Origin of the sequence: Halogeometricum limi, from assembly GCF_900115785.1 — an archaeon.
Lineage (GTDB): Archaea > Halobacteriota > Halobacteria > Halobacteriales > Haloferacaceae > Halogeometricum > Halogeometricum limi.
The window spans coordinates 236246-262619 of sequence record NZ_FOYS01000005.1 but is presented as its reverse complement, the minus strand read 5'-3'; the positions used below and the strand labels follow the sequence as shown (position 1 = coordinate 262619).

Annotated in this window: 26 protein-coding genes; 17 read left to right on the top strand and 9 right to left on the bottom strand. The window is 64.8% G+C overall.

Going from position 1 to position 26374, the window contains the following annotated elements; all coding sequences use genetic code 11:
- Positions 1-126 precede the first annotated feature (126 nt).
- On the top strand, positions 127-717 hold the full coding sequence (locus BM282_RS15235) for an IclR family transcriptional regulator (RefSeq protein WP_089882614.1): 591 nt from the start codon (positions 127-129) through the stop codon (positions 715-717).
- Positions 718-724: 7 nt separating this feature from the next.
- Here BM282_RS15235 and BM282_RS15230 read toward each other — a convergent pair whose 3' ends face one another.
- Together BM282_RS15230 and BM282_RS18245 are read right to left on the bottom strand one after the other, a co-directional pair.
- Positions 725-982, bottom strand: a complete 258-nt coding sequence (locus BM282_RS15230; protein ID WP_245758392.1) for a hypothetical protein — start codon at positions 980-982, stop codon at positions 725-727.
- Positions 983-1019: 37 nt separating this feature from the next.
- The gene (locus BM282_RS18245; RefSeq protein WP_139229737.1) at positions 1020-1208 is read right to left on the bottom strand and encodes a hypothetical protein; all 189 of its coding nucleotides are present in this window, start codon (positions 1206-1208) and stop codon (positions 1020-1022) included.
- A 169-nt stretch (positions 1209-1377) separates the two neighbouring features.
- Here BM282_RS18245 and BM282_RS18970 point away from each other — a divergent pair, with 169 nt between their 5' ends.
- Together BM282_RS18970 and BM282_RS15225 are read left to right on the top strand one after the other, a co-directional pair.
- Complete coding sequence (locus tag BM282_RS18970; RefSeq protein ID WP_281244802.1) at positions 1378-1512, top strand: hypothetical protein; 135 nt, start codon at positions 1378-1380, stop codon at positions 1510-1512.
- A 7-nt stretch (positions 1513-1519) separates the two neighbouring features.
- The gene (locus BM282_RS15225) at positions 1520-2518 is read left to right on the top strand and encodes a YeiH family protein (RefSeq protein ID WP_089882610.1); all 999 of its coding nucleotides are present in this window, start codon (positions 1520-1522) and stop codon (positions 2516-2518) included.
- Positions 2519-2634: 116 nt separating this feature from the next.
- Here the strand turns inward: BM282_RS15225 and BM282_RS15220 are convergent, their stop codons facing one another.
- Together BM282_RS15220 and BM282_RS15215 are read right to left on the bottom strand one after the other, a co-directional pair.
- Positions 2635-2997: a Rieske (2Fe-2S) protein gene (locus tag BM282_RS15220; protein ID WP_089882608.1), complete on the bottom strand. Its 363-nt coding sequence runs from the start codon at positions 2995-2997 to the stop codon at positions 2635-2637.
- A gap of 156 nt (positions 2998-3153) precedes the next feature.
- Entirely contained in the window at positions 3154-3411 is a 258-nt protein-coding gene (locus BM282_RS15215; protein WP_175501571.1) for a hypothetical protein, read from the bottom strand.
- A gap of 985 nt (positions 3412-4396) precedes the next feature.
- Here BM282_RS15215 and BM282_RS15210 point away from each other — a divergent pair.
- Entirely contained in the window at positions 4397-5587 is a 1191-nt protein-coding gene (locus BM282_RS15210) for an amidohydrolase family protein (RefSeq protein WP_089882606.1), read from the top strand.
- Positions 5588-5605: 18 nt separating this feature from the next.
- Here the strand turns inward: BM282_RS15210 and BM282_RS15205 are convergent, their stop codons facing one another.
- A complete protein-coding gene (locus BM282_RS15205) occupies positions 5606-7132 on the bottom strand; it encodes a hypothetical protein (RefSeq protein ID WP_089882604.1) in 1527 nt (508 codons plus the stop codon).
- 236 nt (positions 7133-7368) lie between these two features.
- On the opposite strand from BM282_RS15205, the gene BM282_RS15200 reads away from it, so the two are divergent.
- On the top strand, positions 7369-10017 hold the full coding sequence (locus BM282_RS15200; protein ID WP_089882603.1) for a heavy metal translocating P-type ATPase: 2649 nt from the start codon (positions 7369-7371) through the stop codon (positions 10015-10017).
- 104 nt (positions 10018-10121) lie between these two features.
- Positions 10122-10856 carry an MBL fold metallo-hydrolase gene (locus tag BM282_RS15195; protein ID WP_089882601.1) on the top strand — a complete coding sequence of 245 codons (735 nt, stop codon included), beginning with the start codon at positions 10122-10124 and terminating at the stop codon, positions 10854-10856.
- Between the two features lie 27 nt (positions 10857-10883).
- Here the strand turns inward: BM282_RS15195 and BM282_RS15190 are convergent, their stop codons facing one another.
- The gene (locus tag BM282_RS15190) at positions 10884-11978 is read right to left on the bottom strand and encodes a TrmB family transcriptional regulator (RefSeq protein WP_089882599.1); all 1095 of its coding nucleotides are present in this window, start codon (positions 11976-11978) and stop codon (positions 10884-10886) included.
- A gap of 60 nt (positions 11979-12038) precedes the next feature.
- Between BM282_RS15190 and BM282_RS15185 the strand changes: the two genes are divergently transcribed.
- Positions 12039-13232 carry an MFS transporter gene (locus BM282_RS15185; RefSeq protein ID WP_089882598.1) on the top strand — a complete coding sequence of 398 codons (1194 nt, stop codon included), beginning with the start codon at positions 12039-12041 and terminating at the stop codon, positions 13230-13232.
- 18 nt (positions 13233-13250) lie between these two features.
- Here the strand turns inward: BM282_RS15185 and BM282_RS15180 are convergent, their stop codons facing one another.
- The 3 genes from BM282_RS15180 to BM282_RS15170 all read right to left on the bottom strand — a co-directional run bounded on the left by BM282_RS15180 (position 13251) and on the right by BM282_RS15170 (position 15833).
- Positions 13251-13583, bottom strand: coding sequence for a hypothetical protein (locus tag BM282_RS15180; protein WP_089882808.1), 333 nt, complete (start codon positions 13581-13583; stop codon positions 13251-13253).
- An 87-nt stretch (positions 13584-13670) separates the two neighbouring features.
- Positions 13671-15005, bottom strand: a complete 1335-nt coding sequence (locus tag BM282_RS15175) for a sulfatase-like hydrolase/transferase (RefSeq protein WP_089882596.1) — start codon at positions 15003-15005, stop codon at positions 13671-13673.
- Between the two features lie 63 nt (positions 15006-15068).
- Positions 15069-15833: an IclR family transcriptional regulator gene (locus tag BM282_RS15170; protein ID WP_175501570.1), complete on the bottom strand. Its 765-nt coding sequence runs from the start codon at positions 15831-15833 to the stop codon at positions 15069-15071.
- A gap of 320 nt (positions 15834-16153) precedes the next feature.
- On the opposite strand from BM282_RS15170, the gene BM282_RS15165 reads away from it, so the two are divergent.
- The 10 genes from BM282_RS15165 to BM282_RS15125 all read left to right on the top strand — a co-directional run bounded on the left by BM282_RS15165 (position 16154) and on the right by BM282_RS15125 (position 26355).
- Positions 16154-17299 carry an ABC transporter ATP-binding protein gene (locus BM282_RS15165; protein ID WP_089882592.1) on the top strand — a complete coding sequence of 382 codons (1146 nt, stop codon included), beginning with the start codon at positions 16154-16156 and terminating at the stop codon, positions 17297-17299.
- A gap of 114 nt (positions 17300-17413) precedes the next feature.
- Positions 17414-18805 carry an extracellular solute-binding protein gene (locus BM282_RS15160; protein WP_089882591.1) on the top strand — a complete coding sequence of 464 codons (1392 nt, stop codon included), beginning with the start codon at positions 17414-17416 and terminating at the stop codon, positions 18803-18805.
- Between the two features lie 3 nt (positions 18806-18808).
- The gene (locus tag BM282_RS15155) at positions 18809-19720 is read left to right on the top strand and encodes a carbohydrate ABC transporter permease (RefSeq protein WP_089882590.1); all 912 of its coding nucleotides are present in this window, start codon (positions 18809-18811) and stop codon (positions 19718-19720) included.
- Between the two features lie 42 nt (positions 19721-19762).
- Complete coding sequence (locus tag BM282_RS15150; protein WP_089882588.1) at positions 19763-20656, top strand: carbohydrate ABC transporter permease; 894 nt, start codon at positions 19763-19765, stop codon at positions 20654-20656.
- A 7-nt stretch (positions 20657-20663) separates the two neighbouring features.
- The gene (locus BM282_RS15145; RefSeq protein ID WP_089882586.1) at positions 20664-21773 is read left to right on the top strand and encodes a TrmB family transcriptional regulator; all 1110 of its coding nucleotides are present in this window, start codon (positions 20664-20666) and stop codon (positions 21771-21773) included.
- Positions 21774-21779: 6 nt separating this feature from the next.
- Positions 21780-22871, top strand: coding sequence for a D-xylose 1-dehydrogenase Gfo6 (gfo6, locus tag BM282_RS15140; RefSeq protein WP_089882584.1), 1092 nt, complete (start codon positions 21780-21782; stop codon positions 22869-22871).
- A complete protein-coding gene (locus tag BM282_RS18965; RefSeq protein WP_281244801.1) occupies positions 22864-22998 on the top strand; it encodes a hypothetical protein in 135 nt (44 codons plus the stop codon). Before gfo6 ends, BM282_RS18965 begins: the two co-directional genes overlap by 8 nt.
- Before the next feature lie 6 nt (positions 22999-23004).
- Entirely contained in the window at positions 23005-23997 is a 993-nt protein-coding gene (locus BM282_RS15135; protein ID WP_089882583.1) for a Gfo/Idh/MocA family protein, read from the top strand.
- Positions 23998-24792 (top strand): hydroxypyruvate isomerase family protein, encoded by a 795-nt coding sequence (locus tag BM282_RS15130; protein WP_089882581.1) that lies wholly within the window; start codon positions 23998-24000, stop codon positions 24790-24792. It abuts the gene before it with no gap.
- Positions 24793-25536: 744 nt separating this feature from the next.
- Entirely contained in the window at positions 25537-26355 is an 819-nt protein-coding gene (locus BM282_RS15125) for an IclR family transcriptional regulator (protein WP_217642715.1), read from the top strand.
- Positions 26356-26374 lie beyond the last annotated feature (19 nt).

The following is a 26374-nucleotide window of genomic DNA, read 5'->3' as shown; positions in this document are numbered from 1 at the left end:
CGACCGTCCGGCGGCGGTTCTCCCGAGAAAAATAAACTTAAACGATGTTTAAACTAAGAATTTGTCCGAATCCTCGAACCACTACGCGGACGACATTTTTGTAGCCTACCCGTGACGTGGTATCGTATGACGGTCAGTGCGAACAACCCGGTGAAGGCACTCCGGACGACGGAGGAGATAGTCGACGCTCTCGAACGCCACGAACGGGCCGGCGTCACGGAACTCGCGACGAAGACGAACGAACTCATCACGCTGACGGTCGAAGAACACGGGCAGGGAATCTACCTCGACGTGAACCAAGACAGCGCGGACATCCACTACCCGGCGATATCCGGCGCACGCGTCAAAATCCACTGTACGGCCGCGGGAAAAGCGATGTTCGCCCACCTCTCGGACGCCCGCGTCGAGGAGGTAATCGAGCGACACGGCCTCCCGGCACAGACCGACGAGACGCTGACGACGCGCGAAGAACTGTTCGAGGAACTGGAGACGGTCAGAGAGCGGGGATACGCGTACGACCGACAGGAGTTCCGAAACGGGATGCGCTCTATCGGTGCCCCGATACTCGACGAATCGGGGAACGTCCTCGGCGGACTGAGCGTCGCGGGACCGACGCATCGACTCGACGGTGACCGACTCGAAACCGACCTCCCGACGAAACTCTTCCAGTCAGTAAACGTTGTCGAGTTGAACTACAACGAGCCGACGATAAAGTAAGAGCGGGTTAGAGCTGTTTCGCGAGTCGGTCGAGTCCGATGGCGAGTGCGGCCGGAACGACGAGCAACAGTGCCGCGACGACGAGGAGCGTCGAGACGACGCTGATTATCGGGTCGAGGACGTTCCGGAGTGCGATCCACGCGAGGACGGGAATCGTTCGGGTCCCCTGCCCCGAGAGGAACAGTGCCATGACGAACTCTTGGAGGCTGATGATGAACGCGATGAACGCCGACGCCAAGATACCGTTCTTGACGTTCGAGAGGATGACCTCGACGAACGCCTGTATCGGGCCTGCACCGAGGTCATTCGCGGCCGTACTTTCCGCCCGTACTGCCCGTCGTCGCGCCGGACGGTGTTACGCTTCCGCCGGTGCCGCCCGTGTACCCGGCGAGCAGTGACGCCGACGCACCGAGCGCAGAGAGGACGACGCTTCGGCGACTCCGCCCTCTGCGCTGCGTCCCGTCCCGACGGATGCGATTCTGCCGACTCACTACCCGTGTCACTTCCACTCACATATCTATCATCTATCATTAGTGACTCGTGTTTAACTCTTACTCCCGTCTCGACCGCGCGTCTCGTGACAGAGCCTGTCGGCGGACCGTCGTGTTCCGAATTCGCCCACCAGAGGCTTTATCACTCGATTACGACAAAGAGTGACCAATGAAGCGAGAGGCAGACGGAGCGTCGTCCGATACGCTCGCATCGTTCGTCGTCGCGCGATGGCGGGCACTCGAGAGAGGATGGAAGGCGACTATCGTCGGCGTCGTCCTCGTCGCCGGCGTCGGCCTCGTCTGAGGCGTCGATGTCCGAACACGGACTCCGAAATCACGCGCGCAATCTCGGGTGGTTAGTCGCACTCGGCGTCCTCGCGCACCTCCTCTCGGGCGTCGTCGCGCAGGTCAGCGCACTCGTCGTCGCCGTCGTCCTCGGCGCACTCGTCTCCAACACGGTCGGCGTTCCGACGGCGATTCGTGAGGGATACGACTATCACAAGTTGCTCCTCGAAGTGGGTATCGTGTTGCTGGGCGTTCGACTGACGCTCGGCGAACTCGCCGCCGCCGGACTCGAACTCGTCGGTCTGACGTTAGCTACGGTGGTCGTCGGCGTCCTCCTCGTGGAGGTCATGTCTCGTTACGTGTTCGGTCTCCAGTCGAAGACGGGGTCGCTCATCGCGGCAGGAGCCAGTATCTGCGGCGTCTCGGCGGTGCTCACGGTGGCGGCGACCATCGACGCCGACGAGGAACAGATAGCGTACGTCGCCGGTGCCATCCTCCTCTTCGACGCGTTGACGCTCGTCGGCTTCCCACTCGTCGGCCACTGGTTGTCGCTGGACCCGCAGACGTTCGGCATCTGGGCCGGACTGAGCATGTTCAGTACGGGTCCGGTCGTGGCCGCCGGGTTCGCGTTCGACCCCGTCGCGGGTAAGTGGGCGACGCTGACCAAAGTCGCCCGCAACTCGTTCATCGGACTCGCTGCACTGGGCTACTCGGTGTACTTCACGCGACGGACCGCCCTCGACGAGGGCGGGACGCTGCGAACGCTCTGGGGGCAGTTCCCCAAGTTCCTCGTCGGGTTCGCTCTCGTCGTCGCGGTGACGAACGCGGGACTGTTGGGACCGTCGACGGTCGAACTCGTCAACCTTGCGTCGTCGTGGCTGTTCACCGTCGCCTTCGTCGGGTTGGGGTTCGACATCCGACTGGCCCGACTCCGCGGGGTCGGCCTCAGGCCCGTCGCCGTCGTCACCGCGTACTTGCTCGTGATGGGCGCTGCGACGCTCGCCGCGATAGACGTACTCTTCTGACCTCGCGGACCTGCGTTCTGAGTGCTGCGGTCAAAAGAGACTCGCACGGAGCGCAGTCGCGACGGCTCGACCGGCCCGAGTCGCCGCGGACCGGACTCCGCGGTTCGGAGGGTCGTTCAGACGCGAACGACGATGTCGTCTCTCTCGACGCGGACCGGGTGAGCGGGGAGGCGGGCGTCGGAGGTGAGCGACGACCCGTCGACCACGTCGTACTCCCATCCGTGCCACGGACAGCTCAGTATCTCGCCTTCTCTGCACAACTCCATCCCTACTTCGAGTTCCTCTCTGTCGAAGTCGGCGTCCCACGTCCCCGTGAGCGTTCCCTCGCAAACCGGGCCCGCCTGATGGGCACACCAGTTCGTGTACGCCACGTACTCGCCGTCGACGTTGAACACGACTATCTCTCCCCCCTCGACTTCGACCAGCAACCGGTCTCCGTCGTCCAGTTCGTCCGTTCGTGCCACTGTGTGTTCCGTCATGGGTCCGTCTGGCCGTCTCGGGTCTCGTTTCTCGGTCCGTTCACAGGTCTAACTGGAACGCTTCCACGGGCGTGTCGTGGAGTACCTTCTGTCGCTCTTCCGCCGTGAAGTAGTGCTGGAGGTACTTGTCCAAGAGGCGACGGTTGTACGCGCGCATCAGTTCCATTGCGAGGTCCGGTTGCGAGAACTTCCCGAGGGTTCGAACGTGTTGATGATGGGGTAGTCGACGTCGAACTCCTCTTTGAACCGGACGATGTCTTCGGCCTCGGTGAACGAGGAGAAGTTGTCCTCTATCTTTCCGCTCATCCGCTGGTCCCAACTGCTCGACGGGAATATCGGATGCGGCGAGTCGGTGATGCTCGACGCGTACGGTTCGTCCATGTACGCTGCGATCTCGTCCTCGGGGACCGTCATGTGGACTCGGTGTCCACCACAGTCGTCTCTGCGAGGGTCGTGTTGGCTACGCTCTGTGCTATGCAGGTGACACATTATGACAGCCGAACATAAATCTTAGTTCCCGTTAGCACTACTGAACCAGCGTGTCTCGGCCGCTCACGTTCGGTATCGCAGAATCCAGGACTGTTCTTCGACGTCTCTCGTTCGATGCTTCAACGGGCAGTTTAGACGGGCGTGCGGAGTAAGAGCGAACTAGCCTCGATTCGGTATCGACGAACTACTGCTTCACGAGAGAACGTGGTGTACGAGTCGCTTACCGCGCGATTTTCGAGGGTTCGAGAACACGGTCGTATCGGACGCGGTCGCTTCGTCCGGAAGTCCACCGCAGTCTTTCGATTACGTTCGCTTCCCGATTCGTCGCTCGAATTCGTCGAGAGCGAATACCTCTCGACGTGCGGAGGCGACACAATTCCCTCACGCAATTAGCTATGTAATGGATTGGCCCGACCACCCGTATCTATCCGCAACTCGACTATCGTCGAATCGGGAGAGGCCCGGTTCCGGATGGCTCTTCGCTCTGTACCGCCCGACTCTCTGGTCCGATTCGACTCACGAGCTTCTGAGAAGTGATTGGATATCGTTCGTTGGCCGTCACCACCGTCCGGTCGGAACTCTCTCGCCGAGAGACGAGACTCGAACGTCGAACTCGGTTGCTACTCGGTTTCTCTTCTGTCCCTCTCATCGACGTCGGAAGTCGTCCTCCGGCCGACTCTCCGGCGATTACCAGCGTCTTAATTCGTCTGAAAATCGACGGTACAGCCGTAGTTCGTCGGTTCTCTCTCGTCTGGATAGTCGTTCACGACGGTTACTGTTGGCGGATCACTATTACGAAGACTTTTGATACCCTCGAACCGCTTTCGTCTCTCGTCGCGTCGGAATCCTTCCCGTTCGACGCTCCTTTTCGAACCGAAATATCTTCTACCCGTCGCCGTAACGAACGACTATGTACGTCATTCGCAACGCGACGCTCCACACCGCGACGGACCGCGGGACCATCGACGGTGACCTCCTCGTCGAAGGCGGAACCATCGCGGCGGTGGGCGACGTGGACGCCCCCGCGGACGCGACGGAGATAGACGTCGGCGGCGCGCCGGTCACGCCCGGACTCGTCGAGGCGCACAGTCACGCCGGCATGGCCGAGTGGGGCGAACCCGAAGACGGCGACGTGAATGAGGGGACAGACCCCGTCACGCCGCACGTCAACGCCCTCGACGGTTTTCACCCCCGAGACGAGGAATTGAAGTACGCCTTCCAGAACGGCGTCACCACCGTCTCCGCCCGGATGGGGTCGGGCAACGTCGTCGGCGGTGTCATCTGTTCGATGAAGACCTACGGCGACGTCGCAGACCGCATGCTCGTCCGCGAGGACGGGATGAAAGCCGCGATGGGGGAGAACCCGAAGCGCTTCCACGGGGAGCGAAAGGACCGCCAACCGTCGACGCGGCCGGGCGTCGCGGCGACGCTCCGACAGGCGTTGATGGAGGCCGAAGACTACGTCGAGAAACGCGACCACGCCCGCGAGAACGGCGACCCGTTCGACCGCGACCTCGGCATGGAGAACCTCGCTCGCGTCGTCGAGGGTGACCTCCCACTCCGCGTTCATGCTCACCGCGCCGACGACATCGTCACCGTGTTCCGCATCGCCGACGAGTTCGGCATCGAGGACCTCTCTATCGAACACGCGACCGAGGGCCACCTCGTCGCGGACGAGTTCGTCGAACGCGACGTGCCCGCCGTCTGCGGACCGTCGTTGTACTCCGGCGCGAAGTACGAACTCCGCAACATCACGTTCGAGACGCCCGGCATCCTGCACGAGGAGGGAGTGAAAGTCGCCATCCAGACGGACGCGCCCGTCGTCCCGCAGCGATACCTTGACGTCTGCGTCGGTCTCGCCGTCCGCGAGGGACTCCCCGAGGAGGCGGCACTCGACGTCGTGACGCGTAACCCCGCCGAGATTCTCGGTATCGAGGACCGCGTCGGAACGCTCGCGGAGGGCACCGACGCCGACGTGGTCGTCTGGGACGGCCCGTTCTACCAGTTCGACACGACCGCACAGCACGTCTTCGTCGACGGCGAACACGTCTTCGACCGCGCGGAAGACAGTGTCGACCCGCGCGAGGAGTGGCAGTGGTGACCCCGCAGTAGACCCCCGTTACTTTCCGAAGGTGTTCCACAGCGCACCGCCGAGTCCCTCGCCGACGGTCTCACCGATTATCCCGCCCGCGACGGCACCGACGGCGAGTCCGAACGGTCCGAGCGGAGCGAGGACGGCGGCACCTATCGCGGCACCGGCCATCCCACCGAGCGCCTTCCCCGACGCCTTCGAGGTGTGCTCTCCCCACGTCCGGCCGTCCTCGTAGTACGCCGTTGCGACGTCCGTCGCGCTCACGACCCGCCCGAGCGGTCCGGTAACTTTCGCGATGGGTTTGAGGACCTTGTTCGCCCCGGCGGCGAACTTCAGTTTCGTGGCGGCCGACGCGTTCGCGACGGGGGCCGCGGGTGGTTTCTGTACGGACAACTTCGGCGACGACGGCTTCGTGGCGTACGGTTTCGAGACGCGAGGCTTCGTCACGACCGGTTTCGTGACCGCGGGTTTCGTCGCGTTCGGCTTCGCGGTCGGTCGCGACTCTGCCGCGCTCTGCTCTAGTTCTTTCACCGCGCCGTCGCCGAGGTCTGTCGCGTCGTCTATCGGACTCACGACGTCGCTCGCCGAGTCGACGACCGTCCGCGTCGTCTCCGTCGGGTTCGCGGACGCCTCCGCGAGGACCGCCTGAGTCACCGACGCCGTCTTCTCTTTCTTTCTCATCCGCTGGTAGGCGCTCGTTCCGCCGCGGGCGGCGACGTACGTCGCCGTCCCGATGAGAACCAGTTTCCCCTCTTCGTCGTACCTGAACCCCGCCGGCGGCGTCTCTTCGGCCGGCGGTTCGCCGCTCGCGGTGGCCCCGCCGGAGACAGCGTCGCCTCCCGTGACCGCCGCTCCCGTCTCGTCGGAGACAGCGTCGTTCTCGCCGACAGCGTCGGCCGGTCCGCTCTCGCCACTCGCCGCATCGTCTCCGTCCGCGGGCGGGTCGTCGCTCGAAACGGGTGCAAGAGTCTCGTCATCCTCGCCCGACTCCGGGCGCTCCGATGCGGGCGGGCCGTCGCTCGCGGGTGAGTCGCCGGTCTCGTCGGCGACGTCGGGTTCGCTCGACGACTCGGGAGCGACGTCTCCCGCCTCCGTGGCCGAACCGGTCCGCTCGTAGACCGGAGGCTCGCCCGGTCCGTCGAACGCGCCCGCTCTGAGGCGTTCGTGGTACTCCGACTGGCAGTCGCCGAGTTCGCTGTTGATGGCGGTGAGTTCGGCGGACGTCTCCCGTATCTCCGCCTGTGTGGCCTCGATATCGGCGTCGTACTTCTCGCTCGCGGCCTTCGACTGTGCGGCCACCCACGCGATTATCGAGAGGTCGTCGGGCGCACCCTCCAGACTCATCTCCTCGGCTTTCGCCTGAGTGAGCGCGTTACTCTTCTCGATGAGGTCGTTCAACTCCGCCTGCTCGGCCTTCTGGTCGGCGATGACGGCCGCGCAGTAGTCGCCCCACGGCGGATACGACTGGGCGACGGCAGACGGCGCGGCAGCGCCGAACAGAACGAGAATCACCACCAGCACCACCACCGCCCTCGCGACGTTTCGCTGCCACATGAGGGTAGCCGATACGACTGGTCGAGCAATAAACATCTATCGCCGCTCCGTCCGGAGGTTCCGGTGACTCACGACACTCCTCCAGCGATGGATGCTCTCGCGACCTGAGACGGACGACCGACCGTTCCGTTTCGCACTCTTCCGAAGCCACGACTTTCGAATCGAAGATATCGTGCGTCTCTCGCTTCACGTCCGAAAGGGAAAGTCGGTTGAATGGGGAACCCGTACTAGCACCAATGAGTATGCGAAAAAGCCGTATCGACGTGCAAGGGATGAGTTGCGCGAACTGTTCGCAGACGGTGAGCGAGGCCGTAGAGCGTCTCGACGGCGTCAGGGAGGCGAACGTCAACTTCGCAACCGACGAGGGGTCAGTCGAGTACGACCCCGAACGCGTCTCGCTGGGCGATATCTACGCCGCCATCGACGACGCCGGCTACGACCCCGTCGCGGAGACGACGACGGTGGCCATCACGGACATGTCGTGTTCGAACTGCTCGGACTCGGTCCAGAGCGCACTCGAACGGACGCCGGGCGTCGTCTCGGCGGACGTCAACTTCGCCACCGACGAGGCGCAGGTCCGGTACAACCCCGCGGAAGCGACGCTCTCGGACCTGTACGCCGCAATCGAGGACGCGGGCTACTCGCCCGTTCGCGAGGACGACGGCACCGAGGAGTCCGCGGAAGACAAACGCGACGCCGCCCGAACGGCCGAGATTCGCAAGCAACTCCGCCTCACGCTGTTCGGGGCGGCGCTCTCGGCTCCGTTGCTTTTCTTCATCGTCGATAAGCTCCTCTTGGGCGGCACCGTCCTCCCCGACCGAATCCTCGGCGTCGAGTTCGGGTGGGTGGAGTTCCTCCTGGCGACGCCCGTGCAGTTCGTGCTGGGCCGTCCGTTCTACGTCAACTCCTACAAAGCGCTCGTGAAGAACCGGACGGCGAACATGGACGTGCTCATCGCCCTCGGGTCGTCCACGGCGTACCTCTACTCGCTGGTCGTCCTCCTGGGACTCCTCGCGAGCGAGGGCCTGTACTTCGACACGGCCGCTCTCATCCTCGTGTTCATCACGCTGGGGAACTACCTCGAAGCCCGGTCGAAGGGGCAGGCAAGCGAGGCGCTTCGCACCCTCCTCGAGATGGAGGCGGACACCGCGACGCTCGTCGACGAGGACGGAACCGAGCGTGAGGTCGCCATCGAAGACGTCGACGTCGGCGACCGGATGAAGGTTCGCCCCGGCGAGCAGATTCCCACCGACGGTGTCGTCCGCGAGGGTCAGTCCGCCGTCGACGAGTCGATGGTCACCGGCGAGTCCGTCCCCGTCGAGAAGGAACCGGGCGACGAAGTCGTCGGTTCGACCATCAACGAGAACGGCGTCCTCGTCGTCGAAGCGACGAAGGTTGGAAAGGACACCGCCCTCCAGCAGATCGTCCAGACCGTCAAGGAGGCGCAGTCGCGGCAACCCGAGATTCAGAACCTCGCGGACCGAATCTCCGCGTACTTCGTCCCCGTCGTCATCCTCAACGCCCTCTTCTGGGGTGCCGTCTGGTATCTGTTCCCCCAGACGCTCGCCGGATTCGTCGGGTCGCTTCCGCTCTGGGGACTCGTCGGCGGCGGCCCCGCGGCGCTCTCGGCGTTCGAGTTCGCCGTCGTCGTCTTCGCGTCGTCGGTGCTCATCGCCTGCCCCTGTGCGCTGGGTCTGGCGACGCCCGCGGCGACGATGGTCGGAACGACCATCGGCGCGCAGAACGGCGTGCTGTTCAAGGGCGGTGACGTCCTCGAACGCGCGAAGGACGTCGACACCGTCGTCTTCGACAAGACGGGTACCCTCACGAGAGGCGAGATGACGCTCACCGACGTGGTGACGTTCGACGCCGCAGGCGACGCGGTGACGGACGGAGGCCGGACGAACGACGCGAGTGCGAACGCGTCGGACCCGCGGTCCGACGGCGGCGCCGTCGCGACGCGCGAACGCGCAGACGAGTCCGAAGTGCTCAGACTCGCCGCCAGCGCCGAGTCCGGCAGCGAGCACCCCCTCGCTCGCGCCATCGTCGAGGGCGCGGAAGAACGCGGTATCGACGTCCCGGAGGCCACCGAGTTCGAGAACGTCCCGGGGCACGGCATCCGCGCCACCGTCGAGGGTGACGAGATACTCGTCGGCAACCGCAAACTCCTGCGCGACGAGGGCATCGACCCCTCGTCCGCCGAATCGACGATGGAGCGACTTGAGAACGAGGGCAAGACGGCGATGCTCGTCGCGCGGGCCGGTTCGGACGGCGCGCAGGGCGAACTCCTCGGCGTCGTCGCCGACGCGGACACGGTCAAAGAGAGCGCGAAAGACGCCGTCGCCGCGCTTCGAGAGCGCGGCGTCGAGGTGATGATGCTCACCGGCGACAACGAGCGAACCGCCCGCGCCGTCGCCGAACAGGTCGGCATCGACCCCGAGAACGTCCGCGCGGAGGTCCTGCCCGAGGACAAATCCGACGCCGTCGAGGAGATTCAGGCCGACGGCTCGAAGGCGATGATGGTCGGCGACGGCGTGAACGACGCGCCCGCCCTCGCCGTCGCGTACGTGGGGTGCGCCATCGGCAGTGGGACCGACGTGGCCATCGAAGCCGCGGACGTGACGCTCATGCGCGACGACCCGCAGGACGTCGTCAAGGCAATCCGTATCTCCGACGGCACGCTCCAGAAGATAAAACAGAACCTCTTCTGGGCGCTCGGCTACAACACGGCGATGATTCCGCTCGCCTCGCTGGGACTCCTCCAACCCGTCCTCGCGGCGGGAGCGATGGCGTTCTCGTCCGTGTCGGTGCTGACGAACAGCCTGCTGTTCCGTCAGTACACGCCCGACCACGACTACGAACTGTTGGGTTTTCTCCGGCGGTAGGGCGGCCGCACGTCTCTTCTTTCGGCCCGCTTGGACGTCCCCGCCCGGTCGTCTACCGTGCCGACGACTAAACGAACAAGTCCGCTCGGTTCGACTATCGGGGTATGCCGACGACCACAGACGCCAGCATCCGTCTCGTCCGCCACGCCACGCTCCTCCTCGCCGCCGCCGACACGACGTTCCTCGTCGACCCGATGCTCGGCGCGCCGGGCGACATGCCACCGATAGAGAACACGCCGAACCAGCGAGACAACCCGCTCGTCCCGTTGCCGGACGTCGACCTGACGTACGACGCCGTCGTCGTCACGCACCGCCACCCGGACCACTTCGACGAGGCGGCGAAAGCGGAACTCGCAGACGACGTTCCGCTGTTCTGCCAACCCGAGGAGGCGGATGCCTTCGTCGAGGAGGAATTCACCGACGTTCGACCCGTCGACGACGAGACGGCGTTCGAGGGAGTCACGATTCGACGGACGCCCGGCCGTCACGGACACGGCGAGTTGGCCGAGCGGATGGGGCCCGTCTCCGGATTCGTCTTCGAGGCCGGAGCGAGTGTCTACCTCGCGGGCGACACCGTCTGGTGCGACGACGTGGAACGGACGCTGGACAGCTACGACCTCGATGCCGTCGTGCTCAACGCCGGTGCGGCGCAGTTCCTCGAAGGTGATCCCATCACGATGGCCGAAGACGACGTCGCCGCGGTCCGTTCGTCGACGGACGCGACGGTACTCGCCGTCCACATGGAGGCCATCAACCACTGTCTGCTCACGCGCGAGGAGTTACGGTCGGCCGTCGACGACGTTCTCGTCCCCGACGACGGCGAAGACGTTCGGCTCTGAGGCGACGGGACGGGCGTCCGTTCGGATTCACGGCGACGTCGTATCCCCGGCGGACCCGGCGTCGTACAGCGTCACCGACTCCGCCGCGTACCCCTCGTAGAACGGTTGCAGACTCCCGTCGTTCCCGCCCGCGGCGATTCGACCGTCCGGCGTCTCGAACACCAGACTGTTCTCGATGGGGAACTCGTTCGTCGGGTCGCCGACGAGGTTCTGCCGGACGGCGACGACGGGGACGCGTTCGTACGTCGTCGTCTCCTCGGTGCCCACCGCTCGCACCGTCACGTCCGCGAGGAGCGACCGACCGGCCGCCTCGTGCAGTGCCGCGTTCGTGACGGCGGTTCGGACGTGGTCGTACGTCGCCGGAAGCGGGTCGGGGTCGGCGACGTGCAGTACCTCCCCCATCGGCCAGAAGTTACTGATGGCGTTCCCGAAGAAGCCACCCGCGATGTCTCGCTGCGAGAACACGAGCGCGTACGCCGAACCGTGACGGCCCGAGAGGATGCTGTGCGACCCCATTACGCCCGTCTCCTCGTCGGCGACGACGGTGACCGGCGGCCGGGCGTCCCACGTCTCCGCGACGGTGGCGTACCGGTCCCACTCCACGTCGTCCGCGACGCGGTCCACGGGCGCGACGAGTTGGAGATAGACGGCGACGCCGCGCGCTCTGGCCTCCGAGAGCGACTCGCGCACGTGTTCGAACTCGGTGGCCGGGAGCGTCAGTATCACGTCGCGCCGGGCGCGTTCGAGGGTGCGAACGATGCGCTTTCTGACCGTCGCTCGCGAGTGGACGATTTCGACCGCCGGTTCGCCCGCGTCGGACTGCCGAAATCGGGTCGCTATCTCGGACTCCATCCGGTCGAGTCGGTCGGTGAACGTGCCGACCGCCTCACCCGGCGGACGCGCGCGGAGGAGCGTCGGACTGGCCGCCTCGTCGACGGTTATCAGCCCCCGGTCGGCCAGTTCGGCCGCGAGTTCGTAGACGTACCCCTGCGAGACGCCCGCCGAACGGGAGACGTCACCCGTCGTCGCCTCGCCGGACTCCAGAATGGCGAGGTACGCCTCCGCCTCCTTCGCCGAGAGGCCGAAAGAGACGAGGTGGTCACGCAGACTGTCCTCTGCCATGGACGAAGATTATACGACTAACTACAAAATATTTTTCCGTCGGTGCGTCGTGGTCGGCGCATGGAGACGGTCACCGACGGCGAGACTGCACGAGAGCACGACAGTCGTCGCTGGTGGACGCTGGTCGTGTTCTCGTTCGCCGCACTCGAAGGGGCCACGCTACAGATTCAGGGCGCGGTCATCCCCTCGTTGCGCGAGAGTTTCGGGACGCCCGAGTGGCAGTTGGGACTCGTCGCCCCTGCGGGAACTATCGGATTTCTCGTCTTCGTCGCCGCCGTCGGGGCCGTCGCGGGCAGACTCGACACGCGCCGACTCCTCTTGGTCGGCGTCGTCGGAACCGGCGTCGGCGTCTTCGCGATGGGTCTCGTCCCCTCTTTTTCGGTGTTTCTCGGCGCGTTGGTCCTCCGGGGCGCGTTCGCCGGCATCGGCCGCGGGAGCGACCGGCCGCTGTTGAGCCACCTCTACCCTCGCCGTCGAGGACGGCTGTTCGGCTACTACGACATGATGTGGGCCGTCGGCGCGACGCTCGGTCCGTTGGCCGTCGCCGCCGCCCTCTTGGTTGCCAACTGGCGACTCGCCTACTACGTACTCGGCGTCGCCTTCCTCCCAGTCGCCGCCCTCGTGTGGTATCTCCCCGCGCCGTCCGTCGACGGCGGCGACGAACCGCTCACGATAGACGGTCTGTCTCGGGTCGTTCGCAGTCCGGCCGTGTTGGTGATGGCGGCCGGCATCCTCCTCTCGACCGGCGTCGAGGGCGGCCTCTTCACGTGGCTCACCACGTACGCGGAGGGGCGACTCGCACCGTCGCTGGTGACGGTGTCGTTGAGCGTCCTCTTGGCCGCGTACGTTCCCGGACGGTTCGTCGCGGGGTCGCTGTCCGAACGGTTCGGCTACGTCCCCCTCGCGTTCGGTCTCGGTTCGCTCTGCCTGCTCTCGGCGGCGTACACCTTCCTCGTCGCGTCGGGACTCGGCCTCCTCGTCGGCGTGTTCTGTATCGGGCTCTCGCTGTCCGGCCTCTACCCGACGCTTCTGGCCTACGCGACCGAGAGCGCTCCGGAACACAGCGCACCCGTCAACGCGCTCGGCCTCGTCGTCTCTTCGTGCGGTATCGCCGGCGTCCCCGCGGTGATGGGGTTCGTCATCGAGGGGGCGAGCGTCGCCGCGGCGATGCGACTGCTGTTCGTCCCGTTGGTCGGATTGTTGCTCGTCACCGGCGTCGCGTGGGTCCGCCTCGGAACGGCGACGTCCTCGTGACTCCGGCAGTTCGTCCGATTAGTCCCCGTCGTCGTCTTCGTCGCTCCCGGGAAGCCGACAGACCGCTCTCTTCCAGCGGTGTTTCGCGGCCTGCCCGGGGTCCGCGAACGGGTCGTACGTGATATCGTCGAGTCGCCCGAGATGCGTGAACCCGTCGCGGCCGGTTCGCTTCCGCCACCATCCGACTCCCGTCGCGACGACGAGCGAGGCGAAGAGAAGGACCACCGCCGTGCGGCCGACGCCGTCCGTCGTGACGGCGACGGCGACGAGGACGGCGAGGAGCACGGCTATCTGTGACAGGCGTAAGAGACGACTGAGCGAGTCACCCGAGAACTCGAAACTCCGTCCCACGTCTCTCGGAGGACAGGACGTGTCCCGAATAGCGTTTCGCATCCGACGACCGAACCGGCTCTCGTTCCGTCGGTCGACGTGTGCGCCCTACAGTTCGCGGTAGCCGGGGTTCTCGAACGCTCGAAACTCGGGGTCGTCGTCCTCGACGTCGGCGACGAACGCCGCGAGTCGCTCTCTGAGTTCGTCCGCTCTCGGGCGGTAGTCCGCGCGGCCGACGAGGTTGACGTGTTCTTCGGGGTCCGACTTGAGGTCGTAGAGGTAGCGGTCGACGTACAGGTCGCTCCGTTCGTCGCCCATCCCCCCGCGCCACCCGGCCATCGTCGGCGCGGCGACGCCGAGTTTCCAGCGCTCGGTTCGAATCGACCGGCCGATTTCGGCCTCGCTCGTCTGCACGAACACGGCGTCGCGCCACGTCTCGGTCGTTCCGTCGACGAGCGGTCGGAGACTCTTTCCGTCCATCTCCGAGGGCACTCCCACGCCGGCCGCGTCCAGGAGGGTCGGCGCGACGTCTATCAGAGAGACGAGTTCCTCCACCGGCCCGCGTCGTTCGAACCCCGGCCCCTCGAACAGCATCGGGACGCGGATGGACGACTCGTGACAGCTTCGCTTATGCTCGCCGGGGCGCGTCTCGAAGTGACAGCCGTGGTCGGCGGTGAAACACCGAACCGACTCGCGGTACGTCTCGCGCTCTAACGCCTCGAACAGGCGACCGACGCACTCGTCGATTCGCTCGACCATCGCGTAGTAATCCGGCAGTTCGGCGTACCAGTCGCCCGGTCTGCCGTCCAAGTCGTCGGGAACGTGCGGATTCGTCTCGTGTCTCGCGGCGGCCCCCGTCGGTCCGACGAACCGCCCGGCGTCGTTCTGGTCGTGGGGTTCGAGGTACGAGACGACGAGCACGAACGGCTCCGAAAGCTCCGTTATCGCCTCGATAGCGAACTCCGTGAACGCGTCCGTCCGATACGTCGAGAACGCTCTCGGCTCGCCGTACCCGTCGTAGAGCGTCCCCTCGTTCGGCCGCGTCGTGAACTCCGGGACGTCGGCGGCGACCCAGAAATCCTCGTAGCCGTGGCGTCGCTTCGGGGGTACCGCCTCGTCGAACGTCCCCGCGAGGTGCCAGTCGCCCACGAACCCGGTGTCGTAGCCTGCGTCTTTGAACGCGTGGGCGAGCGTCGTGGCGTCGTGTGGAAGGGGGACGGAGTCGCGGACGACGCCGAGTCGGGAGGCGTACTGCCCCGTCTGGAGCACCGCCCGCGCGGGTCCGCAGAGCGGTTGGGGTGAGAACGCGTGTTCGACCCGAACGCCGCGCTCTGCCATCCCGTCCAGTGTCGGCGTGAGGTCCATCGGGTTTCCGTACGCTGAGAGTGTGTCCCACCGCTGTTGGTCCGTCTGTACGAGCAGGACGTTCGGCTTCTCTGTCACGTGATCCTCCGTCCCCGGAACGAGGCGGAGTACCGTGATAAATGACACGACATCACACGCTGCTCAGGGCGAGCGGAGTTTGTTCTCTATCGCCGTCGCGGTGCTGATGACGAGTCCGGGCACGTCCTGCGTCCGCTTCGAGGCGTCGCCGAACTCGGTCTCCGCGGAGACGGAGACGGCGGCGACGGCGTCGCCCTCCTCGTTCGTGATGGGTGCGGCGACGCAGTGCCACCCGTCGAGGAGTTCCTCGCGGTCGTACGCGGTCCGCGTGTCGCGGACGCTCCTGAGTTCTTCCCGGAACGCGTCGCGGTCCGTGATGGTGTGTTCCGTCATCGGTGGCAAGCCGTGCGATTCGAGTATCTCCTCGCGCCGGTCCGCGGGGGTGTACGCGAGAATCGCCTTCCCCCCTGCGGTCGCGTGGAGGGGAAGGACGTCGCCCTCGTGGTGAGCCAGTTCGTACTCGTCGCCGTGCGGAACGCGGTAGGCGTACCGCCCCCGGCCGTGTTCTGCCACCATCAGACTGGCCACCGTATCGGTCGCCTTCGAGAGGCGGTCGGTCGGTCCTCGCCCGACCCGGTAGACGTCCAGACGGCGTTGAGAGTTGACACCGACGCCGAGAAAGCCAAGTCCGAGTCGGTACTCTCGGTCTTCTTTCACCACGTATCCGAGGCGTTCCAGCGTGGTCACGTGCTTGTGGACTGTTCCCTTCGCGAGGTCTAACTCCGCCGCCAACGCGGTCACCCCGAGTCGGCCGTGTTCGTCGAGTGCCTCCACGACGCGGAGACTCGTCACCGTCGTCTGCGCGAGAGGCGCGCGCGAGTCGGTCATGAACGGCGGTTCGTCGTCCACCCTCCTAAGCTTGTTCATGAATCGTGAACGGTTGGCTCTCGCCGCCCGCGTTCTCCTCGCGGTGTCGTTCGAGAGATTCGACTACGTTCACTATCGTTAATGTCTAAAACGCCGGATTCTCCCTTCTCGCGTGTGGACCTCGGAGCGGCTCTCGAAGCCAATTAATTCACGGTGTGTGAACAAAATTTGTCGGCAGCTATCTGCACTCAAAGCGCTCTATAGGCTCTGAATCGCCAATCTTGGGGACTTTTGGTGGCCGCTGAGTAATATATAAATACCCCTATTCGCATGTGGGTCACATGGGAGAGATAGACATCGATACGCTCCGGAAGGTGTTCCCCGGGGCGGAAGGGGAGATCGTCGCCATCGACGACCTCGACATCACCATCGAGGACGGCGAATTTCTCGTCCTCGTCGGACCGTCGGGGTGCGGGAAGTCGACGACGCTCCGCTGCATCGCCGGCTTAGAGACGCCGTCGTCGGGGACGATCAGTCTCGACGGCGTCGACATCACCGACCGCCAACCGAAGAACCGCAACATGGCGATGGTGTTCCAGAGCTACGCGCTCTACCCGCACATGACCGCGCGGGAGAACATGTCGTTCGGACTCAAGATGACGACGGACCTCTCGAAGGGCGAGATAGACACCCGAGTCAGCGAGGCGGCCGAGATGATGGGCATCGAACGACTCCTCGACCAGAAACCGGGAGAGATGTCCGGCGGTCAGCAACAGCGCGTGGCTCTCGGCCGCGCCATCGTCCGGGACCCGGAAGTGTTCCTGATGGACGAACCGCTCTCGAATCTCGATGCGAAACTCCGGACGACGATGCGAACCGAACTCCAGAGCCTCCAGTCCGAGTTCGGCGTCACCACCGTCTACGTCACGCACGACCAGACGGAGGCGATGACGATGGGCGACCGCATCGCCGTCCTGAACGACGGCGAACTCCAGCAGATAGGGACGCCGCTGGAGTGCTATCACGAACCCGCGAACCAGTTCGTCGCGGGGTTCATCGGGTCGCCCTCGATGAACTTCTTCGAGACGTCGCTGTCGAGAACCGGCGCGGGCGCTCGATTGGACCACGAGGTGTTCGACTACCTGCTGGACCAGGAGGGAACCGACGCGGTGGCGGACGTCTCGGACTCGGTGACGCTGGGTATCCGACCCGAAGACATCGAACTCGCCGACGGGGACGAACCGAACGCCTTCAGCGCCGACGTGACCGTCACCGAACCGCTGGGCGACGTCACGTTCGTCTACTTCGAGATAGGTGGCCAGCAGGTGACCGCCAGCATCGACGGCGACATCCTCCTCAGCGAGGGGAGCACGCTGGACATCGTGTTCCCCCAGAACCGCATCCACCTCTTCGACGGCCGGACCGGCGGCGCGCTGAAGAACCGCGAGATGCCGACTGACGACGAACTGGTCGACGTGAGTCTGTAGTTCTCACTCTCTCAGAATTTTACAAACACTCTTTCAGTGCCTACAGAGTTTTAGAAAACAAAATTAAATAGGTAATTTTATTACAAAGCATAAATTAGTGGCGGGTGAAGGCAGATGACCGACGACATACCGAACACGCGAACGCGGCGGACCGTACTGAAGGCACTCGGCGTCGCGACGGCGACGGGACTGGCGGGGTGCAGTGGCGGCGGCGGGTCCGCGGCCCAGCAGGGCACAGGAGCGGGTGACGAGTCCACTTCCGGCGGGAGCGGAAACGGCGGTGGTGGAAGCGGTGACAAACTCATCATGTGGAACGCCGGGTTCCAGGGTGACGAGAACAAACCGTGGAAGGACTGGTACGTCGACCAGTTCTCCGGCGAGTACGGCCGGTCGATTCAGGTGTCGGCGTTCGAGTACCCCGACGCCCGACAGAAGTTCCTCACCGGCGGCCGCACAGGCAATCCGGACGTCATCGAGGGCGTGCTCTCGCACCTCTCGGAGTACGCGAAGGCCGGACTCATCGAACCGGTCGGTGACCGCGCGGAGCAACTCGACCACTTCGACGGCTACGTCGACAGCACTATCGAGGCGATGACGTACAAAGGCGAACTGTACGGCCTCCCGTACACGGGGAACGGCCGCGCACTCGTCTACCGCAAAGACATCTTCGACGAACTCGGGTTGGAACCGCCGGAGACGGCCGAGCAGTTCCTCGAAGCCGGTCGGACGATAAACGAAGAACGCGACGACGTCGAGGCGTTCCACAACTGCACGAAAGACGGGAGCGTCCGCGCGTTCCAAGAGTGGATTTCGCACGTCTACCAGCACGAAGACCGGTTGTACGAACCGGACGGCGACTCGTGGACGCTCGTCCCCGACGCCGAGACGCTCGGCCTCGTGTTCGACAACTTCTACTACCAGGTGTGGGCCGGCGACGACCCCATCGGCAACCCCGAACAGCGCGGGACCGGCTGGCAGGTCAACGACCCCGGCTACCTGAACGGGCAGTTCGCGATGATAGAGTGCGGGCCGTGGCTCCGCGGGTGGACGTCCGGGTCCGACATCAACGACTCCGAGAAGACGACCACCATCTTAGACGAGAAGACGGCCATCGCCCACCTCCCGAGAGCCGAGGGCGGCAGCAAAGGGACGTACCTCGAAGTGAAGCCGGTGATGCTCAACGCCAACTCCAAGCAGAAGGAGATGGGCTGGAACGCGCTGAGCCTGTTCACGAGTCCGGCGTCACTCGAAGAGGGGAAGAAGGTCTCCGCGGGCGACTACATCACGCCCGTCCACGAGGACGTGGAGACGTCGCTGGACAACGAGAACTGGACGCCGTTCACCGAGGTGTTCGAGACGGGCAAAGCGCTCTCGAAGATCGGATGGGGTCCCGTCAGGGAGGCGTTCTACACGCACATGCAGAACGTCGTCTACGGGAAGAGCGACCCGTACAAAGCCGGCGAGCAGTTCCACGGCGAACTGAAAGACCTCGAGAGCAAGGTCTGACCCATGGCGACGAGTTCAGGCACCGGGTCACGCTACGCGGCGGAGTTCAAGTCGTTCGTCAAGGAGACGTGGCTGGGGTACGCGTTCATGCTCCCGGCGTCGGTCCTTCTGGGACTCATCGTCATCTACCCGACGCTCCGCGGTGTCCACATCTCGTTCTTCGAGATGTCGCTGCTGCAGCCCGGGCAGGAGACGTTCGTCGCCTTCCAGAACTTCGCGGCGATGGCGAGCGATCCGAAGTTCTGGAACGCCTTCGGCAACAGCATCTTGCTCACCGGCGTCGCGGTCGCGTTGCAGTACCTCCTCGGCCTCGGTCTGGCCCTCGCGTTGAAGGAGAAAGTGCCCGGCGTCGCGCTGTTCCGAAGCGCGTCGATGATCACGTGGGTGCTGCCCGTCGTCGTGATGGTCATCATCTTCCGGTTCATGGTCCAGCCGGGCTACGGCTTCCTCAACATCGTGCTCGGGTGGTTCAACCTGCCGACGAGCTACTGGTTCGGCGACCCGACGACGGCGTTTCCGCTCGTCGTCACGATGCACGTCTGGCGGAACGTCCCGTTCTTCGCCATCGCGCTCATGGCCGCCATGCAGTCGATTCCGGAGTCGCTGTACGAGGCCGCCGAGATGGACGGTGCAGGCTCGCTGGCGAAGTTCCGCTACGTGACGCTCCCGCAGATATCGTACGTGTCGATGATCATGATTGTCCTGCACGTCATCTACACGTTCAACAACTTCGACATCGTGTTCCTGTCGACCGGCGGCGGTCCGCTGGGCTCGACCGAAGTGCTGGCGACGTACGTCTACAAGCAGGCGTTCCAGTCCTACGCGCTGGGCTACGCGGCGTCCGTCGGCGTCGTGATGCTCGTCCTGTTGCTGGCGTTCACCGTCGTCTACGTCAAACTGGAGGACACCGAGTGATGTTCGAGACAGACACACCAGATACTATGGAGGAGAACGGCGATGGCAACTGAGACGACGCGAGAGAAGAACCTCGTCCAACGGTTCGACGACTGGTTGGGACAGGAGACGACGCCGAAGCGCGCGCTGGCCACGTACGCGGTGCTGGCGCTCTACTTCGGGTTCCTCCTCGTCCCCGTCGCGTGGTTGGTCCTCTCGACGCTGGTGTCGAGCGACACGCTGTACTCCAGTACGCTCGTCCCCTCGCTGACGGAACTGTCGCTGGCGAACTACGCGTTCGTGCTGGGACTCGGCGAGTTCCAGGGCTACTTCGTCAACTCGCTCATCGTCGCCGTGGGAACGACGGCGCTGACGCTCGTCTCGGGGACGCTCGCGGGGTACGCGCTCTCGCGCTTCGAGTTCCCGGGCCGCAAGCCGATGCTGCTGTCGTTCCTCTCGACGCAGATGCTCCCGCGGGTGCTCATCCTCATCCCGTTCTTCCTCGTGATGCTGGACCTCGAGTTGGTCGACAGTCTCCTCGGACTCGTCGCCGCGCACACGGTGCTGGCGCTGCCGTTCACGACGTGGCTCCTGAAGGGCTACTTCGACGACATCCCGCGCTCGCTCGACGAGGCGGCGAAGATGGACGGCTGTTCACAAGTCGACATCCTCGTGCGCATCATCGCACCGCTGTCGCTTCCGGGGTTCGCCGTCGCGGGGTTCTACTCGTTCATCATCTCGTGGAACGACTTCCTGATGGTCTCGATACTCTCGCAGACCGCAGGCACCCGGACGCTCCCGTTCGGACTCCAGTTGTTCCAGTCGGCGAACCAGGTGAACTGGGGACTCACGCTAACCGCCGCGGTCATCACGATGATTCCGGTCATCGTCCTGTTCGCGCTGGTGCAGAAGTGGCTCGTCGAGGGACTGGCGAGTGGCGGTATGAAGGGGGCCTGACGCGACGATGTCCGACGACTGTCTCGACGAGGCGCTTCGCCACGCGGGTCTGAGCCAGTACGAGTCGGCAGTCGTCGTCTCCCTCCTCGACACCGGAGCCGTCTCCGTCTCGGACCTCGCTCGGGCGAGCGGCGTCCCCCAAGGTCGAGTCTACGGCGTCGTCGACGGCCTCGAACGCGAGGGCCTCGTCGAGACGTTCGACGCGACGGTTCGACACGTCCGTCTCCGCGACCCGCCGTCGCTGGCGGACCGTCTCCGCCGACGCGCCGGGCGACTCGAATCGGCCTGCCGGTCGGTCGAACGGCAGTACGCCGGTCACCGCGGCCGCGAGCGAGACAGTCACGAGGCGTCGGTTCTCTCGGACGACGAGTCGGTGTTGGCTCGGGCGCGACGGGCGATTCGCGAAGCGACGACGCACGTCCAACTCGCGGGCCGTCCGGCGACGCTTGAGTCCCTCGGAGACGCCCTCGAAGCGGCCGTCTCGGACGGCGTCCACGTCGAGGTGAGCGTCCACCGAACGGACGCGGAGGCGTCCGACGAACTCGACGAGTCGTGGTTCGAGGGTCGCTGCACCGAGGGTCGGGTACGGACGTTGCCCGGTCCGTTCCTCCTCGTCGCCGACTCGGAGGCCGTCTGTCTCGGTGGACGCGCTCCGGGGGAGTACGGCCTCGCCGTCCGCGACTCGGCGCACGCCGCCGTCTGCTACTGGTACTTCCTCACGTGCCTGTGGGACGGGTGGGAGAGCGTCCACGAGGCGGAGTCCGGACGGCCGTCGGCGTACCGCGAAGTTCGGCACTTCGTCGACGAGGTGGCTCCGTTGCGACCGGGAGAACGGATTCCGGTGACGGTCACCGGAACGGAGACAGAGACCGGAACTCCGGTCCGGTTCTCCGGCGAGGTGGTCGACACCGTCGTGAGCGGAGACACGACCGGTCACGGCGTCGCCCGGTACAACGAACAGGTCGCTCTCGTCGTCGAGACGGCGGCGGAACGACTGCTCGTCGGCGGCCGAAGCGCCGTCCTCGAAGACGTCCGCGCAGAGCGAATCGACCCGGAGACGACGGCCGCGACGAGAGGGGTACGACGGCGAGCGCCGGGTACCTCGCACGGGGACTGACCGACGATGTTCGAAAACAGTACGTGGACGTCGATGGACGCGTGGTACGACGAGTGGCGCGACAGATACCCGGTCGCCTCGGCGGACGACCCGGTTCGCTTCGCCGTCGTCGGACTGGGCGGATTCGCGCGCGAGTACGCGCTCCCTGCAATCGAGTCCGCAGACGGATGCGAGGCGACCGTCGCGGTGAGTGGGTCCCCGGAGACGGCGGCGAACGTCGTCGCCGCTCACGGGATGGACCGCCACCTGACGTACGAGGCGTACGCCGACGGCGTCGGGACCGCTGACTACGACGCCGTCTACGTGGCGACGCCGCACGCCCGACACGCCGAACACGTCGAGACGGCGGCGAGACACGGGAAGGCCGTCCTCTGCGAGAAGGCGCTGGCGGCGACGACCGACGGTGCCGAACGCATCGTCGAGGCCGTCGAGTCCGCAGGTGTCCCGTTCGCAGTCGCCTACCGGATGCAGTTCGCCCCCGCCGTGTGCTACGCGCGACACCTCGTCGCGACGGGGTTCGTCGGAGAACCGGCGCACGTCCACGCCGACTTCTCGGTGCGGATGCTCGCGGACCCGGCGACACCGAACGACGCGTGGCGACTCGACCCCGACCTCGCGGGCGGGTCGGCGCTCGTCGACCTCGGACTCTACCCGCTGAACACCACGCGATTCGTCCTCGACGACGACCCGGTTCGGGTTCGCGGCGAAACGAGTAGCCCGCACGCCGCCTTCGACGCCGTCGACGAACACGTCGCGTTCACGATGCGGTTCGAGTCGGGCGCGCACGCCGTCTGCACGGCCAGTCAACACGCGCACGAGTCCCACCACCTCCGCGTGGTCGGGTCCGAGGGCGCGGTGACGCTCGAACCGGTGTTCTTCGAGGGCGCACCGCAGACGGTCCGCCTCGAACGCGGCGGTCGCACGACGACGGTCGAACTCGGACCGGTCGAGCAACTCCCGCGGCAGTTCGCGGCGTTCGCGGGGTCCGTCTCTCGCGGCATCGACCCGGAACCGGGCGTCCGCGAGGGACTCCGCGACACGAGACTGCTCGCGGCAATCTACGACTCGGCGGCCGACGGGGTGGCCGTCGATGTCTGAGGTATCGCACGTCCCGACCGAGCGACGACGTTCGGTCCGGGTCGAGACGGCGAACGCGGACGCGGACGCGGGACCGACGGCCATCGGCCGTCCGGTCGCGCAGAGCGCACACGAACACAGAGACTGAAATACAATGACCGTAGACATCGCATTCATCGGCGCGGGCGGTATCGGATCGATTCACCTGAACAACATCGAAGACGTCGACGCGGCGAACGTCGTCGCCATCTGCGACGTGTCGGAGGACGCCGCGACGACCGCTGCGGACCGCTTCGACGCGACGGCGTACACCGACCACGAGGAGATGCTGGAGGCGGAGTCGCTCGACGCACTCTTCGTGGCCGTCCCGCCGTTCGCACACACGAACCAAGAGACGCTCGCCGTCGAACACGACATCGACCTCTTCGTCGAGAAACCCATCGCCGTCTCGGCGTCGACGGCGGAGACGGTCGACGACGCGATTGCGGCCGCGGGCGTCCACTCGCAGGTCGGACACATGTACCGCTACGCCAGCGTCGTCGAACGGGCGAAAGAGATTCTGGACGGCCGCGACGTGGCCCTCCTCGACGGCCGATGGCTCGGCGGCGTCCCGCCGTCGGGATGGTGGGGCGTCAAGGAGAAGTCGGGCGGACAGCTCGTCGAACAGACGGCGCACATCTTCGACCTCGTCCGGTACTTCGGCGGAGAGGTCGATGACGTCTGCGCGGCGAGTGGGAAGAACGTCGTCGGCGACGAGATAGACTTCTACGACACGGCGTCGGCGACGATGACGCACGAGAACGGCGCGGTCAGTCACGTCTCGACGTCGTCCGCCTCGCCCGAGGAACTCATCGACCTGCACGTCGTCGGCGACGGCGTGAAACTGCACCTTGAGTTCCGATTCGAGGGCGAGGACCCGCCGCGCGCGCTTGGTCGACTCACCGGCACCGTCGACGGAGAACGAATCGAACTCGAAGACGACGAAGACGCGTGGAAACGCGAGGTCGAAGCGTTCGTCGAGGCCGTCGAGACCGACGACGCGTCGCTCCTCCGGTCGCCGTACCGCGACGCCCGCGGCACGTTCGAACTCACGCTCTCCGTGGACGACGCGCTCGAATCGGCGGTTCCCGAGGCGGTGAAACAGTAGATGCGCGTCGCTGTCACGCTCCCGACGGTCTTCGAGGGACAGTCGCTGGCGCAGGCGGTTGGGTCCGCGGCCGACGCGGGTGCCGACGGCGTGGAGTTCTTCGACTGGGAGAACGCCGACCTGGACGCCGTCGCCGCGGCCTGCGACGAACACGACGTCTCTGTCGCCGGCACACTCGCCGCGGGCGCGGGGTCGAGTATCGAGGAGACTGCACCGGCGATGACCGACCCCGAGTACGCCGACGAGGCCGTCGTCGACATCGAACGGTCCATCGAGACGGCCGCTGACCTCGGTGCGCCGACGCTCATCGTGACCGTCGGTGCCGAACAGGACCACCTCTCCCGCGCGGAGCAACGAGCGAGTATCGAGCGCGTCCTCTCGGCCGTCGCACCGGCCGCCGAAGCGGCCGACGTGACGCTCGTCGTCGAACTCCTGAACGTCGCCGTCGACCACCCCGGCTACTTCCTCACGACGACGGCGGACGGCGTCGACCTGGTCGAATCCGTCGACAGTTCGAGTGTGAAACTCCTCTACGACGTCTACCACCAGCAGATAACGGAGGGGAACATCATCGAGACGATGACGGACAACCTCGACGCCATCGGCCACGTCCACATCGCGGACGTCCCGGGTCGACACGAACCCGGGACCGGCGAACTCAACTACCGGAACGTCCTCGCCGCACTCGCCGAGGCTGGCTACGACGGCTACGTCGGCTGTGAGTTCTTCCCGGTTGGCGACCCCGCGGACGCCGTCGCCGACGTCGTGGACGTGGTCGAGACGACCCGTCAGTAGCGTCGCTGTCCGCTTCCGCACTCGATACGCGCGTCGTAGACGGCAGCGAGAACCACCGGCTCCCGAGGGACTCAACCGTTCGCGACGCCTCCGTCTCCGTAGTCGAACACAGATGACAACCGAACCAATCGTCCCGGACCACGCGCGAATCGGACGCACGACCGCGATAAGCGCAACCAACTGAGTGTGGGTCGACTGACTACCGAGTGAGTTAGTAGAGACTCCGCGTCGCCGTCCCATCTCTGTTAGAGAACTCCAACTGCAGCGTCACGTCGACTACGATCCTACTTCTGAGTGGCAGTATCCGTTCCGTCGTCGGTTACGACCTCGTATCTCACAGTCCGCAGTGACTCGTGTTCTCGAACGCTCGAAGTATGTTCTCATACAAGATGAACAAACTAGTTTTTGTGTCTTTGCTATCAAATAAATATATGTAGTTGTGCCAATCCAGTATTATGGCCCAGTACTTTGTGCATCTGAAAATCTATTTTTCGTCGCTAAAACACGAATTTATTTTCATACTATGCCATTTAGTGGGGATATATGGCATTATTCTAAAAATAACGGTGAGAAATTATCTCCCACACTAGCTGTTTTGGCCGCGACCGAATCCAATTCTTTATGTTTGATTGATTTGTTCTCAGCTCTCTCCAGACGGTGGTAACCGAGGAGTCTTCGAGCGGTGATCCCGGATCATGAAACATGAGTCCGAATGTCTAAGTAGACTCCAATGGACTGAGGAATATGGTGGACGACGACCGAGGACCCGCAAATACGGTCGAGGCAGTGGAGCGGGCAGTCTCCGTCATCAACGCGCTCAAAGACCTCGACGGGGCTGGTGTCACGGAACTCGCGGACTACCTCGGCATGTCCAAGAGCGGAGCACACAAGCAACTGTCGACGCTCGTCAAGACGGAATTCGTCGCGAAGCATGCAGACGAGTACCGCCTCTGCTACCGCTTCGTCCAGATGGGCGAGTACGTCAAGACCAACAGTCCGTTGTACCAGATCGGCGCCGCCGAAGTCGACAAACTGGCGGAGAAGAGTAACTACTTCGTCTATCTAGCCGCGATGGGACAGGACCACGCGTACTGTCTCCACGCCGCGGAGGGTAAGGAAGCGGTCGTCCCGAACCTAAGTGTCGGGAAACAGATCTCACTTCACAGCACCGCTGCTGGAAAAGCGATACTCGCAGAACTCCCCGAAGAACGACGTTCAAGAGTGTTGAACAGTCCGATCTCGTCGCCGACGCCGAACACCGTGAGCGACCCAGAGGAGTTAGCTGCCGAGTTGGCGTCGATACGCGAAGACGGAGTCGCTTTCGAGGATGAGGAGAACGTCCCCGGGATGCGGGGTGTCGGCGCTCCGATTCGACCCGAAGGAGATCGTGTCCTCGGAGCTGTCGGTATTTCCGGGCCACTATCGCTCCTGAGCGACGAACACTTCCGCGAAGAACTACCTTCTCTGGTCTCCCAGACGAGGAACTTCATCGAAGTAAAGTTCTCTCTCGAATCACGGGATCCGTTCGCCGAAGGATCACACATCCCGCGCGACTTCTACTAACTCCTCACATCGAATCTAC

Excerpts from the sequence above, each read along its gene's own strand:
- BM282_RS15165 (WP_089882592.1), top strand. The coding sequence starts at position 16,154 with ATGGGAGAGATAGACATCGATACGCTCCGGAAGGTGTTCCCCGGGGCG.
- BM282_RS15160 (WP_089882591.1), top strand. The coding sequence starts at position 17,414 with ATGACCGACGACATACCGAACACGCGAACGCGGCGGACCGTACTGAAG.
- BM282_RS15185 (WP_089882598.1), top strand. The coding sequence starts at position 12,039 with ATGGAGACGGTCACCGACGGCGAGACTGCACGAGAGCACGACAGTCGT.
- gfo6 (WP_089882584.1), top strand. The coding sequence starts at position 21,780 with ATGTTCGAAAACAGTACGTGGACGTCGATGGACGCGTGGTACGACGAG.
- BM282_RS18965 (WP_281244801.1), top strand. The coding sequence starts at position 22,864 with ATGTCTGAGGTATCGCACGTCCCGACCGAGCGACGACGTTCGGTCCGG.
- BM282_RS15235 (WP_089882614.1), top strand. The coding sequence starts at position 127 with ATGACGGTCAGTGCGAACAACCCGGTGAAGGCACTCCGGACGACGGAG.
- BM282_RS18970 (WP_281244802.1), top strand. The coding sequence starts at position 1,378 with ATGAAGCGAGAGGCAGACGGAGCGTCGTCCGATACGCTCGCATCGTTC.
- BM282_RS15135 (WP_089882583.1), top strand. The coding sequence starts at position 23,005 with ATGACCGTAGACATCGCATTCATCGGCGCGGGCGGTATCGGATCGATT.
- BM282_RS15150 (WP_089882588.1), top strand. The coding sequence starts at position 19,763 with ATGGCAACTGAGACGACGCGAGAGAAGAACCTCGTCCAACGGTTCGAC.
- BM282_RS15195 (WP_089882601.1), top strand. The coding sequence starts at position 10,122 with ATGCCGACGACCACAGACGCCAGCATCCGTCTCGTCCGCCACGCCACG.
- BM282_RS15225 (WP_089882610.1), top strand. The coding sequence starts at position 1,520 with ATGTCCGAACACGGACTCCGAAATCACGCGCGCAATCTCGGGTGGTTA.
- BM282_RS15200 (WP_089882603.1), top strand. The coding sequence starts at position 7,369 with ATGAGTATGCGAAAAAGCCGTATCGACGTGCAAGGGATGAGTTGCGCG.
- BM282_RS15130 (WP_089882581.1), top strand. The coding sequence starts at position 23,998 with ATGCGCGTCGCTGTCACGCTCCCGACGGTCTTCGAGGGACAGTCGCTG.
- BM282_RS15170 (WP_175501570.1), bottom strand. The coding sequence starts at position 15,833 with ATGACCGACTCGCGCGCGCCTCTCGCGCAGACGACGGTGACGAGTCTC.
- BM282_RS15145 (WP_089882586.1), top strand. The coding sequence starts at position 20,664 with ATGTCCGACGACTGTCTCGACGAGGCGCTTCGCCACGCGGGTCTGAGC.
- BM282_RS15215 (WP_175501571.1), bottom strand. The coding sequence starts at position 3,411 with ATGACGGTCCCCGAGGACGAGATCGCAGCGTACATGGACGAACCGTAC.
- BM282_RS15210 (WP_089882606.1), top strand. The coding sequence starts at position 4,397 with ATGTACGTCATTCGCAACGCGACGCTCCACACCGCGACGGACCGCGGG.
- BM282_RS15205 (WP_089882604.1), bottom strand. The coding sequence starts at position 7,132 with ATGTGGCAGCGAAACGTCGCGAGGGCGGTGGTGGTGCTGGTGGTGATT.
- BM282_RS15190 (WP_089882599.1), bottom strand. The coding sequence starts at position 11,978 with ATGGCAGAGGACAGTCTGCGTGACCACCTCGTCTCTTTCGGCCTCTCG.
- BM282_RS15220 (WP_089882608.1), bottom strand. The coding sequence starts at position 2,997 with ATGACGGAACACACAGTGGCACGAACGGACGAACTGGACGACGGAGAC.
- BM282_RS15155 (WP_089882590.1), top strand. The coding sequence starts at position 18,809 with ATGGCGACGAGTTCAGGCACCGGGTCACGCTACGCGGCGGAGTTCAAG.
- BM282_RS15125 (WP_217642715.1), top strand. The coding sequence starts at position 25,537 with ATGGTGGACGACGACCGAGGACCCGCAAATACGGTCGAGGCAGTGGAG.